This window comes from Mesorhizobium sp. 128a (assembly GCF_053848025.1).
Genome location: NZ_JBSPKY010000006.1, coordinates 48,707 through 66,860, shown reverse-complemented (window position 1 = coordinate 66,860; position 18,154 = coordinate 48,707). Strand labels below are relative to the sequence as shown.

The 18,154-nt window shown below is 61.6% G+C and carries 21 protein-coding genes; 7 read left to right on the top strand and 14 right to left on the bottom strand.

Going from position 1 to position 18,154, the window contains the following annotated elements; translation table 11 throughout:
- Positions 1-9: 9 nt before the first annotated feature.
- The 4 genes from ACWTU9_RS12650 to ACWTU9_RS12635 all read right to left on the bottom strand — a co-directional run bounded on the left by ACWTU9_RS12650 (position 10) and on the right by ACWTU9_RS12635 (position 4,363).
- Positions 10-1,380 (bottom strand): pyruvate dehydrogenase complex dihydrolipoamide acetyltransferase, encoded by a 1,371-nt coding sequence (locus tag ACWTU9_RS12650; RefSeq protein ID WP_455858550.1) that lies wholly within the window; start codon positions 1,378-1,380, stop codon positions 10-12.
- A gap of 18 nt (positions 1,381-1,398) precedes the next feature.
- On the bottom strand, positions 1,399-2,784 hold the full coding sequence (locus tag ACWTU9_RS12645) for a pyruvate dehydrogenase complex E1 component subunit beta (RefSeq protein ID WP_455858549.1): 1,386 nt from the start codon (positions 2,782-2,784) through the stop codon (positions 1,399-1,401).
- A 15-nt stretch (positions 2,785-2,799) separates the two neighbouring features.
- On the bottom strand, positions 2,800-3,846 hold the full coding sequence (gene pdhA / locus ACWTU9_RS12640) for a pyruvate dehydrogenase (acetyl-transferring) E1 component subunit alpha (protein WP_112561782.1): 1,047 nt from the start codon (positions 3,844-3,846) through the stop codon (positions 2,800-2,802).
- A gap of 190 nt (positions 3,847-4,036) precedes the next feature.
- Positions 4,037-4,363 carry an FtsB family cell division protein gene (locus ACWTU9_RS12635; RefSeq protein ID WP_454589994.1) on the bottom strand — a complete coding sequence of 109 codons (327 nt, stop codon included), beginning with the start codon at positions 4,361-4,363 and terminating at the stop codon, positions 4,037-4,039.
- Between the two features lie 271 nt (positions 4,364-4,634).
- Between ACWTU9_RS12635 and ACWTU9_RS12630 the strand changes: the two genes are divergently transcribed.
- Both ACWTU9_RS12630 and ACWTU9_RS12625 read left to right on the top strand, forming a co-directional pair.
- A complete protein-coding gene (locus tag ACWTU9_RS12630; protein ID WP_455858548.1) occupies positions 4,635-5,084 on the top strand; it encodes a MarR family winged helix-turn-helix transcriptional regulator in 450 nt (149 codons plus the stop codon).
- A complete protein-coding gene (locus ACWTU9_RS12625; RefSeq protein ID WP_455858547.1) occupies positions 5,081-5,677 on the top strand; it encodes a gamma carbonic anhydrase family protein in 597 nt (198 codons plus the stop codon). Before ACWTU9_RS12630 ends, ACWTU9_RS12625 begins: the two co-directional genes overlap by 4 nt.
- 93 nt (positions 5,678-5,770) lie before the next feature.
- Here the strand turns inward: ACWTU9_RS12625 and eno are convergent, their stop codons facing one another.
- Positions 5,771-7,045: a phosphopyruvate hydratase gene (gene eno, locus ACWTU9_RS12620; RefSeq protein ID WP_455858546.1), complete on the bottom strand. Its 1,275-nt coding sequence runs from the start codon at positions 7,043-7,045 to the stop codon at positions 5,771-5,773.
- Between the two features lie 198 nt (positions 7,046-7,243).
- Between eno and ACWTU9_RS12615 the strand changes: the two genes are divergently transcribed.
- On the top strand, positions 7,244-7,366 hold the full coding sequence (locus ACWTU9_RS12615; RefSeq protein ID WP_455858545.1) for a hypothetical protein: 123 nt from the start codon (positions 7,244-7,246) through the stop codon (positions 7,364-7,366).
- A gap of 69 nt (positions 7,367-7,435) precedes the next feature.
- On the opposite strand, the gene ACWTU9_RS12610 is transcribed toward ACWTU9_RS12615, so the two are convergent.
- From ACWTU9_RS12610 to ACWTU9_RS12595, 4 genes are all read right to left on the bottom strand, one after another.
- On the bottom strand, positions 7,436-7,801 hold the full coding sequence (locus ACWTU9_RS12610) for a PRC-barrel domain-containing protein (protein WP_454575176.1): 366 nt from the start codon (positions 7,799-7,801) through the stop codon (positions 7,436-7,438).
- An 85-nt stretch (positions 7,802-7,886) separates the two neighbouring features.
- A complete protein-coding gene (locus tag ACWTU9_RS12605; protein ID WP_454575177.1) occupies positions 7,887-8,090 on the bottom strand; it encodes a dodecin family protein in 204 nt (67 codons plus the stop codon).
- 86 nt (positions 8,091-8,176) lie between these two features.
- Complete coding sequence (gene kdsA, locus ACWTU9_RS12600) at positions 8,177-9,025, bottom strand: 3-deoxy-8-phosphooctulonate synthase (RefSeq protein ID WP_455858544.1); 849 nt, start codon at positions 9,023-9,025, stop codon at positions 8,177-8,179.
- Positions 9,022-9,888, bottom strand: a complete 867-nt coding sequence (locus tag ACWTU9_RS12595; RefSeq protein WP_455858716.1) for a VOC family protein — start codon at positions 9,886-9,888, stop codon at positions 9,022-9,024. The genes kdsA and ACWTU9_RS12595 overlap by 4 nt, the downstream gene beginning before the upstream one ends.
- Before the next feature lie 265 nt (positions 9,889-10,153).
- Between ACWTU9_RS12595 and ACWTU9_RS12590 the strand changes: the two genes are divergently transcribed.
- Positions 10,154-10,486 carry a hypothetical protein gene (locus ACWTU9_RS12590; protein ID WP_455858543.1) on the top strand — a complete coding sequence of 111 codons (333 nt, stop codon included), beginning with the start codon at positions 10,154-10,156 and terminating at the stop codon, positions 10,484-10,486.
- Here the strand turns inward: ACWTU9_RS12590 and ACWTU9_RS12585 are convergent, their stop codons facing one another.
- Together ACWTU9_RS12585 and ACWTU9_RS12580 are read right to left on the bottom strand one after the other, a co-directional pair.
- Positions 10,487-10,777, bottom strand: a complete 291-nt coding sequence (locus tag ACWTU9_RS12585) for a Dabb family protein (RefSeq protein WP_454589987.1) — start codon at positions 10,775-10,777, stop codon at positions 10,487-10,489.
- A gap of 114 nt (positions 10,778-10,891) precedes the next feature.
- Positions 10,892-11,026, bottom strand: coding sequence for a hypothetical protein (locus ACWTU9_RS12580; protein ID WP_455858542.1), 135 nt, complete (start codon positions 11,024-11,026; stop codon positions 10,892-10,894).
- Positions 11,027-11,287: 261 nt separating this feature from the next.
- Between ACWTU9_RS12580 and ACWTU9_RS12575 the strand changes: the two genes are divergently transcribed.
- On the top strand, positions 11,288-12,538 hold the full coding sequence (locus ACWTU9_RS12575; RefSeq protein ID WP_454575182.1) for a class I SAM-dependent methyltransferase: 1,251 nt from the start codon (positions 11,288-11,290) through the stop codon (positions 12,536-12,538).
- Positions 12,539-12,571: 33 nt separating this feature from the next.
- Here ACWTU9_RS12575 and ACWTU9_RS12570 read toward each other — a convergent pair whose 3' ends face one another.
- Both ACWTU9_RS12570 and ACWTU9_RS12565 read right to left on the bottom strand, forming a co-directional pair.
- Positions 12,572-14,551 (bottom strand): bifunctional 2',3'-cyclic-nucleotide 2'-phosphodiesterase/3'-nucleotidase, encoded by a 1,980-nt coding sequence (locus tag ACWTU9_RS12570; protein WP_455858541.1) that lies wholly within the window; start codon positions 14,549-14,551, stop codon positions 12,572-12,574.
- A 283-nt stretch (positions 14,552-14,834) separates the two neighbouring features.
- Positions 14,835-16,100: an NAD(P)/FAD-dependent oxidoreductase gene (locus tag ACWTU9_RS12565; protein WP_455858540.1), complete on the bottom strand. Its 1,266-nt coding sequence runs from the start codon at positions 16,098-16,100 to the stop codon at positions 14,835-14,837.
- Positions 16,101-16,280: 180 nt separating this feature from the next.
- Here ACWTU9_RS12565 and ACWTU9_RS12560 point away from each other — a divergent pair, with 180 nt between their 5' ends.
- Together ACWTU9_RS12560 and ACWTU9_RS12555 are read left to right on the top strand one after the other, a co-directional pair.
- A complete protein-coding gene (locus tag ACWTU9_RS12560; protein ID WP_455858539.1) occupies positions 16,281-16,943 on the top strand; it encodes a 5-formyltetrahydrofolate cyclo-ligase in 663 nt (220 codons plus the stop codon).
- A 181-nt stretch (positions 16,944-17,124) separates the two neighbouring features.
- Positions 17,125-17,538, top strand: coding sequence for a hypothetical protein (locus tag ACWTU9_RS12555; protein WP_455858538.1), 414 nt, complete (start codon positions 17,125-17,127; stop codon positions 17,536-17,538).
- Here ACWTU9_RS12555 and ACWTU9_RS12550 read toward each other — a convergent pair.
- Positions 17,535-18,008: an Lrp/AsnC family transcriptional regulator gene (locus ACWTU9_RS12550; RefSeq protein WP_112395099.1), complete on the bottom strand. Its 474-nt coding sequence runs from the start codon at positions 18,006-18,008 to the stop codon at positions 17,535-17,537. The genes ACWTU9_RS12555 and ACWTU9_RS12550 overlap by 4 nt on opposite strands.
- Positions 18,009-18,154 lie beyond the last annotated feature (146 nt).

The following is an 18,154-nucleotide window of genomic DNA, read 5'->3' as shown; positions in this document are numbered from 1 at the left end:
GTCCCTTCGCTAGACCAGCATGCCCATCGGGTTTTCGATCATGCGCTTGAAGGCGACCAGAAGTTCCGCGCCGAGCGCGCCGTCGACGGCGCGGTGATCGGTCGACAGCGTCACCGACATGACGTTGGCGACCTTGATCTCGCCGTTCTTGACCACCGCGCGCTGCTCGCCGGCGCCGACCGCCAGGATTGTCGCATGCGGCGGGTTGATGACGGCGGCGAAGTCCTTGATGCCGAACATGCCGAGATTGGACACCGCCGTGGTGCCGCCCTGATACTCCTCCGGCTTCAGCTTGCGGCTGCGGGCGCGGCTGGCCAGATCCTTCATCTCGTTGGAAATGGTGGACAGCGTCTTTTCGTCGGCGTGGCGGATGATCGGCGTGATCAGGCCGCCGGGGATCGACACGGCAACGCCGACATCGGCATGCTTGTGCTTGACCATGGCGCTGTCGGTCCATGACGCGTTGGCATCCGGCACCGCCATCAGCGCCATTGCCATCGCCTTGATCACCATGTCATTGACCGACAGCTTGTAGACAGGCACCTCGCCCTTGTCGGTCTTCTTCGTCGGAGCGGCGGCATTCAACTGCGTGCGCAGCGCCAGCAGCGCATCGAGCTCACAGTCGAGCGTCAGGTAGAAATGCGGAATGGTCGACTTGGCCTCGACCAGGCGGCGCGCGATGGTCTTGCGCATATTGTCGTGCGGGACGAGTTCGTAGGAGCCTTCTGCGAACAGTTTCAGCACCTGCTCGTCCGACATCGCCTTGGGCGCGGCAACCGGAGCAGCGGGCGCGCCGGCAGCAGGAGGTGCCTTTGTGGCCGGTGCCGCCTTGGCGCCGCCGCCGGCAATCGCCGCTTCGACATCGGCCTTGACGACTCGGCCATGCGGCCCAGTGCCCGTCACGGCAGAGACGTCGACGCCTGCGTCTTTGGCAATGCGACGTGCCAGCGGTGATGCGAAGGTACGCTCGCCCCCGGCGTGGCCGTTAGCAACCGGCGCGGCCTCGGCCTTCGTCGGCACGGGCGCCGCGGCAGAGGCTTCCGTCTTTGGTGCTTCAGCTTTCGGAGCTTCAACTTTCGGAGTCTCGGCCTTGGGCGCGGCATCACCGCCACCCTTCGCCGCGGCGCCTGCATCCTCGCCTTCGCCGGCCAGAATGGCAATCAGAGCATTGACCTTGACGCCTTCGGTGCCTGCGGGAACGACGAGCTTGGCTACCGTACCCTCATCGACTGCTTCGACTTCCATCGTCGCCTTGTCAGTCTCGATCTCGGCGATCACGTCGCCCGGCGAAACCTTGTCGCCCTCTTTCACGAGCCATTTGGAAAGATTGCCCTCTTCCATCGTGGGCGAGAGCGCCGGCATGGTGATGTTGATTGGCATGATGTCCTCCCGGCCGGCTTAGCGATAGGTGACGGCTTTGACCGCCTCGATGACCTCGCCGACATTGGGCAAAGCCAGCTTTTCGAGGTTCGCCGCATAGGGCATCGGCACGTCCTTGCCGGCGATGGTGATGACCGGCGCGTCGAGGAAGTCGAAGGCGCGCTGCGATACCTGGTTGGCGATGTGGTCGCCGACCGAGCTCTGCGGGAAGCCTTCTTCCACCACGATCAGGCGGTTGGTCTTCTTCACCGAGGCGATGATGCTGTCGAGGTCGAGCGGGCGGATAGAGCGAAGATCGATGATCTCGGCATCGATGCCCATGCCGCGCAATTCGGCTTCCGCCTTGATGGCATAGGTCATGCCGATGCCGAACGAGACAATGGTGACGTCCTTGCCCTGCTTGTGGATACGCGCCTTGCCGATCGGCAGCACGAAATCGTCGAGCTTCGGCACGTCGAAGGACTGACCGTAGAGGATTTCATTCTCGAGGAAGATGACCGGGTTCGGATCGCGGATCGCCGCCTTGAGCAGGCCCTTGGCGTCGGCGGCAGTGTACGGCATCACCACCTTCAGGCCGGGGATATGGCTGTACCAGGCGGCGTAGCACTGCGAATGCTGGGCGCCGACGCGGGCAGCCGCCCCGTTCGGTCCGCGGAAGACGATCGGCGCGCCCATCTGGCCGCCTGACATATAGAGCGTCTTTGCGGCGGAGTTGATGATCTGGTCGATCGCCTGCATGGCGAAGTTGAAGGTCATGAACTCGACGATCGGCTTCAACCCCGCCATCGCCGCACCGACGCCGACGCCGGCAAAGCCATGCTCGGTGATCGGGGTATCGACGACGCGGCGCGGGCCGAATTCCTGCAGCAGCCCTTGCGTGATCTTGTAGGCGCCCTGGTACTCGGCAACCTCCTCGCCCATGACGAAGACGTCGCCGTCGCGGCGCATCTCTTCGGCCATGGCGTCACGCAGCGCCTCGCGCACCGTGGTCGAGACCATCTCGGTGCCGGCCGGGATGTCGGGATCGGCGGCGACTTCCGTCTTCGGTGCGGCAGCGACGGGCGCGGCAGCCTCGCTTTTCGCGGCAGCCGGCGCAGGCGCGGCTGCTTCAGCCTTGGGAGGCTCTTCGCCGATGCCTTCGCCAGCCTTGTCGACGTCTTCGCCGTCGACCGCAAGCACGGCGATCACCGCGTTGACCTTGACGCCTTCGGTACCGGCAGGCACCACGATCTTGGCAAGCGTGCCTTCATCCACCGCTTCGACTTCCATCGTCGCCTTGTCGGTCTCGATCTCGGCGATCACGTCGCCGGCGACGACCTTGTCGCCTTCGTTCTTCAACCACTTGGAAAGATTGCCCTCTTCCATCGTCGGCGAGAGAGCGGGCATGAGAATTTCGATCGGCATGTCCTTGCCCTCCCGTTACAATACGATGTCGGTCCAGAGCTCGGACGGATCCGGCTCGGCGTCGTGCTGGGCGAATTCGGCGGCGTCGGCGACGATGTCGCGGACTTCCTTGTCGATATTTTTGAGCTCGTCCTCGCTGGCCCACTTCTTGGCCGTCAGCCGTGCCTTGACCTGCTCGATCGGGTCATGGTCGGACCGCATCTTCTGCACTTCTTCCTTCGAGCGGTATTTCGCCGGGTCCGACATCGAGTGACCGCGATAGCGGTAGGTCTGCATTTCGAGGATGATCGGGCCGTTGCCGGCACGGCACCATTCGGTCGCCTGGTCGCCGGCGGACTTCACCGCACGAACGTCCATGCCGTCGACCTGGATGCCGGGAATCTTGAACGAGGCGCCGCGATGCGAAAAATTGGTTTCGGCCGACGAGCGCGACACCGAAGTGCCCATGGCGTAGCGGTTATTCTCGATGATGTAGATCACCGGCAGCTTCCACAGCGAGGCCATGTTGAAGCTTTCATAGACCTGGCCCTGGTTGGCAGCACCATCGCCGAAATAGGTCAGCGACACATTGTTGTTGTCGCGGTAGCGGTTGGCGAAGGCCAGCCCTGTGCCGAGCGACACCTGCGCGCCGACAATGCCGTGGCCGCCGTAAAAATGCTTCTCCTTGGAAAACATATGCATGGAGCCGCCCTTGCCTCGGGACAGGCCGCCGCGGCGTCCAGTCAGTTCGGCCATGACGCCGCGCGGCGAAAGCTCCATCGCCAGCATGTGGCCGTGGTCGCGATAGGCGGTGATCATCTGGTCGCCGTCGATCAGCGCCATCTTCATGCCGGTGACGACCGCTTCCTGGCCGATATAGAGGTGACAGAAGCCGCCAATGAAGCCCATGCCGTAGAGCTGGCCGGCCTTCTCCTCGAAGCGGCGGATGAGCAGCATGTGCCGGTAGGCGGCAAGCTCCTCGTCCTTGGTGAATTCGGCTGGCTTGGGAGCGGAAAGCCCCGTGGATTTGGCGGATGTCGATTTAACGGATTTGGCAGGCGCTTTTTTGGCGGCGGTGGCCATGCATCACTCCCTGTTGGCGTCTCTTTGCGGACACTAAAGCAGATCAAGCCTGCTCTGGGGAGATCAGCTCCTCCCCACCGATTTGGAGGAGGCTAACATGCGAGACCGCGTTTCGCCATGCAGAAAAATGCATGGCTGGCATGCGTCTAAACGGTTAGAATCATTAGAGATAACAACGATTAACTGGAATTCAGTTATTTCGATTGGCCGGCAGCATGATGGTGATTTCATCGGCCTGGGACAGATTGAGCGCTCTGCGCGCCTGCTCGTCAAGCATATCCTTCTCAAGCGTGCCCTCATGCATCAGCTGCACGCGCCGCTCCAGATCGACCCGGCGCGCCTTGATGGCATCGTATTTCGCCTGCAATTCGACGGTCTGCGCTTCGAGCTGGTATTTGGAGTAGATGCCGAACTCGCCATGATAGGCGTGGAAGCCGAAATAGGCCAGGAACGCCACGCAAAGCGACGGGATGATCAGCCGGCCGGTGTTTCTCTGCTTGTGCTGGCGTGTCCACATGGTCGCAATCCTTTGACCGCCTTTTGTCGCCCGATTGTGCTTAATGGAGGGTTACGGACCATCGTATTTTGCGAGCGGAGAATGACCAACCCGGCAAGTTGCATCCCAGCTTGTCGATTTTTCTTCTCCATCCTTTGCGGTCGCGCAGCTTGCATGCGCGAAAAGCGGTTGACGTTCTCTCGAAGTGATATATGCATACGCTATGCAATTATTAGACGCCAACAAACTCGGCGCGCTGGGCGCCATAATTCGCGACAGGACGGAAGGGTCCTTGAGAGAGCTTTCACCGAGCGCGGCGGCAGTGCTGTCGATGCTGCACTTCAAACCGGGGTTGACGACGACGGAGCTAGCCGAGGTCGTCGGCGTCAGTCAACCGACTGCCGTGCGTTTGATCGACGGACTGGAGCGGCAGGCGCTGATAGTGCGTGGCAAACCGGAGGGTCGCGTCACTCCACTGACGCTGACGGAGACTGGCCACGTACAGGTAGAGGAAATGCAAGCTCTCAGGCTCGTGGCGCTCGACGGATTGCTGTCTGTGCTGCAACCGGATGAGCGGCGGCACTTTGTGTCCATGCTGGACGAGATTCTTGCCGACGCGACTACTTCCCGTGCTTTCGCGAAAACAACGTGTCGGCTCTGTGAGCATGATCTTTGCGGAGCTGAGATTTGCCCGATCGGCTGCCGCGCGGCTGAGATCGAGATAGAGGAGAGCGAGCGATGATCATTTCTTATGCGGGGCATTCGCCTGCGATCGATACCGATGCCTGGGCCGCCCCAGATGCCACCGTATCCGGCGATGTCGTCATCGGCGCTGGCAGCCGGGTCATGCATGGCGCCCGCCTTGTGGCCGAGGCTGGCGGATCGATCCGCATTGGCCGCAACTGTATCGTGTTGGAAAATGCGGTGATCCGGGCCACAGCAAGTCACCCTTGTACTATCGGGAATTATTGCGTTGTGGGCCCCAACAGCCACGTGGTTGGCGCAGAAGTCGGCGATGAAGTTTTTATCGCCACAGGTGCGGCGGTTTTCCATGGTGCGCACATAGGGCGCGGATCGGAAGTCCGCATCAATGGCACCGTTCACCTACGCACCAGCCTCGAACCTGGTACGATCGTACCGATCGGCTGGATTGCCGTTGGCGACCCGGCTCAACTCCTGCCTCCGGACCAGCATGAGGCGATCTGGTCTCACCAGAAACCGCTCGATTTCCCAAGCTTCGTCTATGGTGTCGACCGAAACTTGCCGGATGCAATGCAGAAAATCACTGCAAATCTCTCGGTGGCGCTAGGCGTGCATCGCACGGGAAGCGCTTGAGCGCTTCCCGCCTCAGCAGAAAGCGTTCCAGTTCAAGCTCGCTAGTGCATGGCGCCCAAAGTTTGCCCAGGGCCCGACCGAGGACGGCGCAGATCAGCCCTTGACGACCGACTTGCCGGCGTAGCGCGCCTGCTGGCCGAGCTCTTCCTCGATGCGGATCAGCTGATTGTATTTGGCCATGCGGTCGGAGCGCGACAGCGAGCCGGTCTTGATCTGCCCGCAATTGGTGGCGACGGCGAGATCGGCAATGGTCGAATCCTCGGTTTCGCCCGAGCGGTGCGACATGACGGCGGTGTAGCCGGCCTTGTGCGCGGTCTCGACGGCGTCGAGCGTCTCGGTCAGCGAGCCGATCTGGTTGACCTTCACCAGGATCGAGTTGGCGACGCCCATGCGAATGCCGTCGCGCAGCCGCGCCGTGTTGGTGACGAACAGGTCGTCGCCGACCAGCTGCGTCTTCTTGCCGATCAAATCGGTCAGGTATTTCCAGCCTTCCCAGTCATCCTCGGCCAGGCCGTCCTCGATCGAGACGATCGGATAGTCGGCGGCGAGCTTGGCCAGGTATTTGGCCTGCGCCTTGGGATCGCGGGTCTTCTTCTCGCCTTCATAGACATAGTTGCCGTCCTTGAAGAATTCGGTCGCCGCGCAATCTAGGCCGAGCGCGATCTCTTCGCCCGGCTTGAAGCCGGCCTTCTCGATCGATTCCATGATGAAGTCGAGCGCCACCGGCGCGCTCTTCAGGTTCGGGGCAAAGCCACCTTCGTCGCCGACATTGGTGTTGTGGCCGGCGTCCTTGAGCTTCTTGCGCAGCGTGTGGAAGATTTCCGAACCCCAGCGCACGCCTTCGCGCAGCGTCGGCGCACCGACCGGCAGGATCATGAATTCCTGGAAGTCGATCGGGTTGTCGGCATGCGCGCCGCCATTGATGATGTTCATCATCGGCACTGGCAGCAGATGCGCCTTGGTGCCGCCGACATAGCGATAGATCGGCAGGCCGGCGGCTTCCGCGGCCGCCTTGGCCACCGCCAGCGAGACGCCGAGGATGGCGTTGGCGCCGAGGCGGCTCTTGTTGGGCGTGCCGTCGAGCTCGATCATGGTCTGGTCGATGTGGATCTGGTTCTCGGCCTCCATGCCGCCAATCGCCTCGAACAGCTCGCCATTGACGGCCTCAACCGCCTTCAGCACGCCCTTTCCGAGATAGCGGGCGCCGCCGTCGCGAAGCTCGACGGCTTCATGGGCGCCGGTCGAGGCGCCCGACGGCACCGCGGCACGGCCCATCGAGCCGTCTTCGAGAACAACATCGACCTCGACGGTCGGATTTCCGCGGCTGTCCAGGATTTCACGCCCGATAATGTCGATGATGGCGGTCATTGCGATGTCCCCGATTGATCGATTAAGCGTCGCGCCCCTCTTAGCCAAAGCGCCGCAAAAGGCAATCGGGGCGCTTGCAAATAGTGCCGCGTCAGGGATTCACGAAGCGCAATTTTCTGTCATCATAATTCATGCATGGCGTGGCCCTTTCTGGTTTATAGTTGCGGCCGCGCGGGGCGAAACAGGAGGAGTTTCGCCATGTCCGAGTTAAGCGGTATCGTGAGTTTGTTCCTGATCGCGGCGGCGTTCCTGACGTCATGCGACACCCAGCAGGCGCCAAAGGCGGCAACTGAGTTGTCGACGCTTTACGCCGGCCAATAGGAACCGTCCCATCGGATCGAAAAAGGCCCCCGTCGGGGGCCTTTTCTCGTCAGGCGTCAGCGCGCCGGATCAATGCCAATAGGGCGTGACCTTGTAGTAGTCATAGGAAGCGTCACGTGCGGCCTCGCCATCGGCGCCGGCCAGTTCATTGATCGAATAGGCTGGAGCCGCTTTCAGCTGGTCCTTGGAGAACGGCACGACATAGCCGCCTCTGTTCTCATCATAGTCGAGGCTCGCCCATGGAATGGCGTGATACTTCTCGCCGATGCCGAGAAAGCCGCCAAAGCCGATAACCGCGAACATGATGCCGTTCGACGTCTTGTCGAGCATGATGTCCTCGATGCTGCCGATGTTCCTGCCTTCGGTGTTGTACACCGACGTGCCGATGACGCGCGAAGCGGCAATGGCTTCGGTGTGGCCTGTCTGGGTGGTCATGTCTGATGCTCCTCACTGTCGTTGATGGTACTTTGACAATGAGGGGCGCGGGCGAAAGTTCCCGATTTTTTTGAGCGGCAGGCGCTCAATCCGCGAGGATGAAAGTCACCTTCATGTTGACGCGATAGGCCGCGATCTTGCCGTCCTCGACGACGATCTTCTGGTCCTGGATCCAGGCGCCTTCGACGTTCTTCAGGGTCTTTGAGGCGCGCGCAATTCCCTTCTCGATGGCGTCCTGAAAGCTCTTCTTCGATGACGACGTGATTTCGGTGACGCGGGCGACAGACATGGCTTCCTCCTGCCAAGACGCTCATTTGCAAGGAGGAGCCTACAGCCGGCCTTTGCCGACTACAAGCTGGCCGTCACCGTGGCCGGTCAGCCAGCGTTCTTGGCGATGCGGTCGAACGCCATCAGCTTTTCGAGCAGAGCCGGCATGTCCTTCAGCGGCAGCATGTTCGGACCGTCTGACGAGGTCGAATTGTCCGGATCCTGGTGGGTCTCGATGAAGACACCGGCGACGCCGACGGCGACGGCAGCACGAGCAAGTGTTTCGACAAAGCGGCGCTCGCCGCCGGAAGAACCGCCCTGCCCGCCCGGCTGCTGCACCGAATGGGTGGCGTCGAAAATCACCGGCGCGCCGATCTCGGCCATCACGGGCAGTGCCCGCATGTCCGACACCAGCGTGTTGTAGCCGAACGACGCGCCGCGCTCGGTGGTGAGCACATTGGGGTTGCCGGACCCGGTGATCTTGGCGACGACGTTCTTCATGTCCCAGGGCGCCAGGAACTGCCCCTTCTTGACGTTGATCACCTTGCCGGTCTTGGCGGCGGCGACCAGCATATCGGTCTGACGCGACAGGAAGGCTGGAATTTGCAGCACATCGACATGCTGCGCGACGATCGCGCACTGCTCCTCGGTGTGGACGTCGGTCAGAATGGGGAGCGAAAATTCCTTGCGCAACTCGTCGAAGACCGGAAGTGCCGCATCCATCCCGGCACCGCGCGTCGCCGACAGCGAGGTGCGGTTGGCCTTGTCATAGCTGGTCTTGTAGACGAGGCCGATGCCGAGCTTGCCGGTCAATTCCTTCAGCGCGCCGGCCATGTCGAAGGCGTGCTGGCGCGATTCGAACTGGCACGGACCGGCAATCAGTGCCAGGGCTGCGTTGTTGTCGAAGACCACGTTGCCGACGGTTACCGCCGAATTCGGAGCCAGGGGCTTGCTCATTGAATCTCCCGGAAGATGAATGCCGCGCCCTGCCCGGATGCCGGCTGCACGACAATTTCGTTGCCCGCTATATCGTATTGGATGGCGTTGGCTGCAAGCAGCCTTGCGGTAGCATCGGCATTGCGGACTGAGAACACTACCGCAGCGAAGTGCAGATCGCTCGGCTCACCAGCCGCAAGCCTGAAGCTCGCGGTAAAGGCTTGGGGGTCAAGCACGGTCAAGGTCGCATTCGGCAGGTCGAACGTTGCGCCCTGCTCCAAACCCGTCGCCACGGAAATCAGCTTGCCCTGTTCGGACGGCGCATCGCTGACCGCGACGATTTCGGCAATGCCGGTCACGCCATTGGCATGGGCTTGCAGCGCGCTGCGGTCGATGTCAGGCGCATTGATCCGCTCGCAGGCAAACAGAAAAGCGTCCGTCGACCCGACGCCGGAAGCGAATGCCAGCTTGAACGACGCCATGTCGCTCTTTCCGGCGGTGTCGGTGAACGCGCGCGAAAAACTCAATACCTCGCCCGCCGACAGGCCGGCTTTGACAAAGCGCGCGTGATCCGCGTCGGCATTGCCGGTGCCCACCACCACGGCGGAAAAGCCCTCATCGCCCAGATTGGCGCGATAAAGGCGATCCCGCGCGACAAACACATTGCCATCGGCAATCGCCCGCGCGGCAGCTTGGCGGTCTCCCACGGCGAGCGGTTCGAGATAGGTGCCGTCGGCGAAGAAGACACAGCAATTTTCGGTGCCGAAGGGGTGAATGCCGGTTGGAGCGACGATGAAGCCAAGCGATGTCAGCCGCGCCCGCGCCACATCGAGGCGCGCGGTCGGCAGCACCAGGTGGTCAAGCGGATGGATTGTGCTGGTCATGCCGGCGCGGTGTGCATCATTCCGGAAATCCATTCAAGCATTTCCGCCGATGGCGCCTTGATCGGGGCGTCGTCCGCTCATGAGGGAGCATGTCATGCCAGGACGGCTTCCTGCGATTTTCCCTAATCGGAAACCAACTTGATGCCACGGCATCACCCGCACGGGAGATGCCAAGGGTCTCGCTTTGGGCGAAATGGCTCTGAAGTGCAATTCGGTTTTCGAATGGCAACCGTTGCCCCGTTTGAACTTCTGGATTGAGCGATAGATGACGGGCAGCACGTTCAGGATCTTGCGGATCACGCCGCATTTTTATCGCCCCGGCATCTGGCCGGCGGCATTCGACCCGGTCGGCGGGCTGCAGAACCAGACCTGGATCATCGCGCAAGGCATGGACAGTGCGGGCGTCTCCCAGACTGTGCTCACCACCTATATTCCGGGCAGCCCACGGCAAGTGCAGCTGTCGCCCAGGATGCGCGTCAAATGTGCCGGATGGTGGCTGCCATTGGCGACGAGCCGTTCAAGGCCGGCTTCGGTTGCTCGCGCACCTCGATGTACGAATTCCGCCTGTGAAGTACTGCCAAGTTTCTCGCCGGCCTGATCAGGCCATCGCCACGACATCGGCCGAATAGCGCAATTCGCGCAAGGGTTTGACCCGACTGGTCGCCTCGGCATAGAGCGGGTGCGCCTTGTAGGCGGCCAAGGCCGCATCGTCCTCGAACTCGGCATAGACGACCACGTCGATCGCGTCTGATAGCGGATCGACCTTGGTGTTGAGCGTGACCTCGAAGAGGCTTGAATGCGGAATCTTGCCCAGCGTGAGCAAACCCGTGCGCACGGCCTCGACATCGTCCTTGCGCCGCGCGCTGAAGAAAACGATATGCCGGATCACGCCTGCCTCCAAATTCGATTTGCCGGCATGTTTTGTGTGAGCGAAACGGTCGCGTCAACCGCCACGATGTCGCGCCCGGCAACGCCGGAGGGCGACTTCGCAGAGGCGCAAAACTTAGCCCCCGCCAGTGACGTAGCGCACGACGCGCGACATCTCCCTGACCGTGCTGTCGAGATAACGGCCATTGTTGTAGAGGCCATCCCAGATCAGGGAAAAGGCGATGGCCATGATGACGACGACGTAACGCATGACTGAAGCTAGCGCATGTGGGTGTTCGTAACCATAGAGATTTCGCCGACGGCCGATACTCGCCCGAATTCTGGCCTCGGGCCGGTTGCCTTTGGTCCAGCCGCGCACACAGCCTGCCTCTTGAAGTTCTGGTCGATGCGGTGGAAGATTGTGGCGAAAATTCACGCAGGTAGCGGCGTTCGCCCCTGCGAATGAAATGTGGAGGTTGTGGAGGCCGGCAGATCTTTGCGCCGTCCCCACGGACGTCCAGGGGGACGCGAGATGGCTGCTAGGGAAAACAAGGGCGTCGGCGACGCCATCAGGCTGGACGAGCTCAACTTCGCCGAGATCGTCAAGGGCTTGCCGGCCAAGGCGCGCATGGTGCTGTCGGCGGCGATGAAACTGCCGCGCGGCTCGCTCAAGGTAAGAATGCCGGATGGCCGCGCTGTTCTTGTCGGTGGCAATGCGCCCGGCCCCGATGCCGAACTGGTGCTGAAGAACTGGCGCTTGCCAGGCCGCGCCTTTTCCGGCGGCACCATCGGCGTTGCCGAATCCTACATGGACGGCGACTGGGAAAGCCCTGACGTAACCAGCTTCCTCGAACTGTTCGTCGTCAACTCGGCCATCGGCGAACGCGTCGCCGGCGGCGCCAGCTGGCTCATCAACACCGTCCAGCGGATCCGCCACTGGTTCAACGAAAACACCCGAACCGGCTCGAAGCGCAACATTTCGGCGCATTACGATCTCGGCAATGCCTTCTACAAGCAATGGCTCGATCCCTCGATGACCTATTCGTCGGCGCTCTATGCCACCGGCGCCAACGACCTGGAAAGCGCGCAGGCCGCCAAATACCGCGCCCTCGCCAAGGACACCGGCATCGGCAAGAAGGACCATGTGCTGGAGATCGGCTGCGGCTGGGGCGGCTTTGCCGAATTTGCCGCGCGCGAGATCGGCTGCCGCGTCACCGGCCTGACCATCAGCCGCGAACAGCACGACTTCGCCAAGGAGCGCATCCAGAAGGCCGGACTGTCTGACAAGGTCGACATCAAGCTCCAGGATTACCGAGACGAAACAGGCACTTACGACCGCATTGCGTCGATCGAGATGTTCGAGGCGGTCGGCGAGAAATACTGGCCGGTGTTCTTCGGCAAGATGAAGGCGTGCCTGAGGCCCGGAGGCACCGCCGGCCTGCAGATCATCACCATCAACGAGGCCGCCTACGACACCTATCGCGCGCGGCCGGATTTCATCCAGCGCTACGTCTTCCCGGGCGGGATGCTGCCGACGCCGTCGATCCTCAAGTCGCTGGGCAGCGACCATGGCCTTGCCCATCTGCGCGAGCGCGTCTTTCCGGACGACTATGCCCGCACGCTTGCCGAATGGCGCAACCGCTTCTGGCAGTCGTGGGAAAAGATCGTCCCGCTCGGCTTCGACGACCGCTTCAAGAAGCTCTGGGAGTTTTACCTCCACTATTGCGAAGCCGGCTTCCGCGCCAGCTACATCGACGTGCGCCAGGTGGTCTACAAGGCGTAGAGGCAATTGGGCGGGCGTTTGCCCGCTCCTTTTTCAAAGCAGGATGCGATACTTCGCAAACCCGGCTTCACCCTCGCCAAGGGGCTCGATCTTGAGGGACTTCACCCCCGCGACAAAATCCTTCGCCCTGGGTCCGGTTTCGAACACGACGCTGGCTCCTGGCAGCGGCGTGAACGACCAATTGTCATCGGCCGACGGATTGATCGTGCCCTCGCTGACGACGTAACGCACGATCACGTCGCGGTTGGTGTCCGGCGCCTCGTAGATGATCTTGGAGGCGTTGATGTCAGGAAAATTGCCACCGCCGCCGGCACGGTAATTGTTGGTGGCGACGACGAATTTCGCTGAGGGATCAATAGGCTTGCCATCGAAGCTGAGGTCGACGATGCGGCTGGAGCCGGCATTGGCGACGCCACCCTTGGCATCGTATTTCGGCGGCTGCGACAGGTCTATCCTGTAGCTGACACCGTCGATCACATCGAAATTGTAGGACGGGAATTCGGTGTCGATCAGCGCCTGGTCGGCCTTGCCCGGTTCGATTTTCTTGAAGATGCCGGCTGACATTTCAAGCCATTCCTTAACCTGCGCCCCGGTGATTTCGACGGCGCGCACCGTATTGGGATAGAGATAGAGATCAGCGACGTTCTTGATGGCGATGTCGCCAACCGGCACGTCGGTGTAATAGTCGGCGCCGTTGCGCCCGCCGGCCTTGAAGGGTGCTGCCGCCGACAGGAGCGGCACGTCCTTCCACCGCGTGCTCTTCAAGATGTCCTTGAGATACCAGCTCTGCGCCTGATTGACGATCTGCACCGACGGATCGTCTGCCACCAGCGCGAAATAGGAATAGAGCGGCGCCGACGTTTTGCCGACCGGACGGCGAACATAGGCAAGTGTCGCCTCATGGTCGGCCTTCAACGCATCGACGATGCGCTGGTCGTCGGCAACAGTCGGCTTGTTCGCCTTGTCGACGCGCTCGTAAATCGGCCGTGCTTCCGAGGTCGCCGAGACCACGCGCCATTTCGATCCGTCGCGTTCCAGAAGCAGGTCGATCAGGCCCATATGCGATCCCCAGAAGCCGCCCATCACCGCCGGCTTGCCTTGCAGCGTGCCCTTTTCGGTGTCGACACCGTCGAGCGCCTGAAAATCCTTCTTGCCGGGGAAGACCAGATGCTGGTGGCCGGTGAACACCGCGTCGATGCCGTCGACGCCGGCAACGAAGAACGAGGCGTTCTCCATTCCGGTGCCCTGCTTGACGTCGATGCCGGAATGCGAGAGCGCAATGACGATGTCGGCGCCCTCTTCCTTGATCTGCGGCACCCAGGCCTTGGCCGCCTCGACGATGTCGCGCGTCCGGACATTGCCTTCCAGATTCTTCAGGTCCCAGACCATGATCTGCGGCGGCACGAAGCCGATGATACCGATCTTGATCGGCTGCTCGGCGCCCGACCCGTCCTTGATCTTCTTGTCCAGGATGACATAGGGCTTGAGATAGAGCTTGTCGTCGCGCGGGTTGGTGGCGAGTTCGGTGCCGCGGATCAGATTGGCGCAGACGAACGGAAAATTGGCCCCGGCCAGCACCTTGTCGAGGAACGACAGGCCGTAATTGAACTCGTGATTGCCGAGCGTCGAGCATTCATATCCGAGCAGGTTCATGCCCTTCACGATCGGATGCAGGTCTCCGTCCTTGAGCCCCTTCTCATAGGCGATGTAGTCGCCCATCGGGTTGCCCTGCAAAAGGTCGCCATTGTCGATCAGCATCGCATTGCTGGCTTCCTTGCGCACTGCCGCGATCAGCGAGGCCGTCCGCGACAGGCCCATCGTGTCGTTCGCTTTGTCGGCGTAGTAATCGTAAGGCAGCACATTCACATGGATGTCTGTCGTCTCCATGATCCTCAGATGCGCCTGATTGGCCTCAGCGCGGGCGGAGAACGGATGCAGCATGATCAGCGCCCCGCTGGCGGCCGCACCGGCAAGAAAACCGCGACGAGAGACGGGGTGGGTGAGATGCGACATTGGTTTCCTTCCCAGTGACGTGACAAGATCCCAGCCCCGAGCGAAAGCTTCGCGCCGAAACCCGGCCATGTCCACCGTGAAGTCAGTCGATCAGCAAAAGGTGACGCCTGGATGAATTGCTTTGGCCGGAGGCAAGGCGTCAGAGGCCGTTTCGAAATTCGCTCCGGCGAGTCATATGGTGTTGTTTTCGAGAACCGTAGCGGAGCGGACATAAGTCCGTGAGCAACGGAAGCGCAGAAAACGCCTCCAGATGGCCGCCGGAGTAGAATTTCCAAACGGGCTCTCAGCCCTTGTCGTCATCGCCCTGGGTAATCAGCCGCGCGCTGCGCTGGCCGGTGAAATAGATCCATAGCCAGCTAAGCGATACCGACAGTCGGTTGCGGAAGCCGATCAGGAAGTAGATATGCGCCACGCCCCACAGCCACCAGGCGAGCCAGCCGGTCAGCTTGATCCAGCCGAAATCGATCGCGGCTGCCCATTTGCCGATCGTCGCCAGGTCGCCGGCATGTTTGTAGCGGAAAGGGCGCGACGCGCTATCACCGGCCAGCCGCGCTTTGATCGTTGCCGCGACATGCTTGCCTTCCTGCTTGGCGGAAGGCGCCACGCCGGGTACCGGCTTGCCGTCCGGCCGCAACACATGCGCAGTGTCGCCGATGACGAAGACCTCCGGATTGTTCGGCACGGTAAGATCGGGCTCGACCATCACCCTGCCCACCCGGTCGACCGGCGCTCCCAGCCACTCTCCTGCGGGCGAAGCGGCGACGCCAGCGGCCCACAGGATCGTCCTTGCCGGAAGATGCGTCTCGCCAAAGACAACGCCTTCGGCATCGAGGCGCGTAACGGCGCGGCCGAGTTCGACCGTTACGCCCAGCCGTTCCAGAGCCTTGCGGGCATAGTCTGACAGTTCCGGCGCGAAATTGGCCAGGATCCGGTCGCCGGCCTCGACCAGCACCACGCGCGCCTCACGCGTGTCGATGTTGCGGAATTCGCCCCGCAGCGTCTCATGCGCGAGTTCGACAATGGTGCCGGCAAGCTCCACCCCGGTCGGGCCGCCGCCGACGATGACCAGCGTCAGCAACGCCTGGCGCGTGGCCGGATCGGTCTCTCGCTCGGCCTGCTCGAAGGCAAGCAGGACGCGGCGGCGAACGGTGGTGGCGTCCTCAAGCGTCTTCAGCCCAGGCGCAAAGGGCTCCCATTCGTCATGGCCGAAATAGGCGTGGCGGGCGCCGGTGGCGAGCACCAGAGTGTCGTAGGCGATCGAACTGCCGTCCTCGAGCATTACACGTTTGCCGGCACGGTCGACGCCGATGACGTTGCCCAGAAGGGTCGTCACATCCTTGCGATTGCGCAAGAGATGGCGGATCGGCCAAGCAACCTCGGAGGTTGCGAGCGATGTGGTCGCCACCTGGTAGAGCAGCGGCTGGAAAAGGTGGTGGTTGCGCTTGTCGATCATGGTGATGCGCACGGGTGCACCGGCCAGTGAGCGGGTGAGTTCGAGACCGCCGAATCCCGCACCGACGACAACGATATGATGGCTTGTTTCGTTCATCGCACTCATCTCGTTTTCACCGTCCGTATTTAGTGATTCTTGTGCACCGCAACAATGTCGTGGGGCGCAGGACAGCCATGCATCAAGGCTGCCCCAGACTCGCCTTCCAATGTCGTGAATGCCTACGTTGTCAGGTTCAGACGGGTATAGCTTCACACCGCAGGACCACGGGAGTGAGGCATGGCCAACGACGATGACGACGCCAAAGATCACGACGGCCCGGCGCTATACGCCTCGCCGCCTTGTTTCATGCACGAACTCGACCCGGAATTTCGCGTGCCGCTATCCGACTGGACCGACGTCAGGCGCTGGCGCAAGGTCGAGCGCGAACGGCTGATCACGGCGCGACTGGCGGTTTCGGCCGATGCGCGCACAACCATGTCGCAGCGTATTGCCAACGGCCTGGACGCGGTGATCGGCGATATCGCCGGCCGTATGGTCAGCCTCTATTGGCCGTTTCGTGGCGAGCCGGACCTGCGGTCATGGATGGCGTCGATCAACGAGCGCGGTGGCCGCACGGCCCTGCCCATCGTCATCGAGAAGACCCAGCCGCTGATCTTCCGCGCCTACGTCCCTGGCGACCGGCTGGAAAAGGGCGTCTGGAACATCCCGATCCCCGCCAAAGGCGATCCGGTGCTGCCCGACATTGTCATTTCGCCGATCGTCGGCATCGATCCCAATAACTACCGCCTGGGCTATGGCGGCGGCTTTTTCGACCGCACGCTGGCCGCGATGCCGTTCAAGCCATTGGTCATCGGCGTCGGCTACGAGCTGCAGCGGATCACCACCATCTACCCGCAACCGCATGATATCCCGATGGATCGGCTGGTGACTGAGGCCTAAGAGCCTGTTGGGAAATGAACCCCGGCTGGATTTCTGTTTCGCTGTGACAAAAATCCGACTTGGTCGATAATATAATCTTCCAGAAGACCACGCTGCGAAGCACTGTTTCGACAGGCGCTCTGGGCGGATCCAACAGTGTCCCGTCACTCTTTGGATTGGCTGCTTCACAACGGATGACGCGATGATCGGACGAACTTTAGCGGCTGCCCTTGCAATTGCGTTTTCGTTCTCGCCTTTGCATGCGCAACCACAGCATCGTTTACCGGGCGGCTACAAATGGGGCCGCTGCCTGCTCGTTGTTGACGGTCAGACTCGCATCTCCGGAAGATGCTCCTATCAAATCGAGACTGGCGGCGATTTTAATATCCAGGGGCCTCGGCAGGTTTTTGCCGGTATCGACTACCCGGATACGCACAGTGGCGCTGATGAAATGTCCGAAGATTACTGGGCGGTTGTCTACAAGGACGGTGATCTTTGGGCAGGCTATGCGAACTCCGACATTCGCGCAACGCACGGCGATGAACGTTGGGAAGAGCTTCGCCGCGAAGGCGCGTGCTATATTGGGAAGGACGTCCGGATTTGCCTTTGGCGTTAAGCCAGTTCCGGCTTCATGCCCATGGCGGTCCGATCGACGATCTCGCGCAAGGCAAACGACGAATTGATCTTGGTCACATGCGGCATCGCCGACAGCCATTCCTTGTGGATGCGCTCATAGTCGACCAGGTCCTTGGCCGCGATGCGCAGGATGTAGTCGTATTCACCCGACATCAGGTGGCAGGACAGCACATTCGGGCAGCGCTTGATCGCCGCCTCGAAATCCGACAGCGTCTTTTCGAACTGTCCCGACAGCGATATATGCACGATCGCCGTCATCTGGTGGCCGAGCGCGGCATTCGAAAGCCGGGCGTGATAGCCGCGGATGGTCCCGGATTTCTCCAGATTGTCGAGGCGCCGAGAACAGGCCGATTGCGACAGCCCGACCCGCTCGGCCAGCGCTGCATTGGGTATGCGCCCATCCTTCTGTAAAGTCTCGAGAATGGCGATATCAATCCTGTCGAGCGGCATTTTTCGTGATTCCTGCGAAAATCATGCGATTTGGCGCAACGATTATCGAAACGGGCGATCCCACGCAAGCGCATTCGCAAACACCTGCGCAACGATTCGTGGTTCACTGACTTCATACAGGGAACGAGCCCCAAGGGCCGGATCAG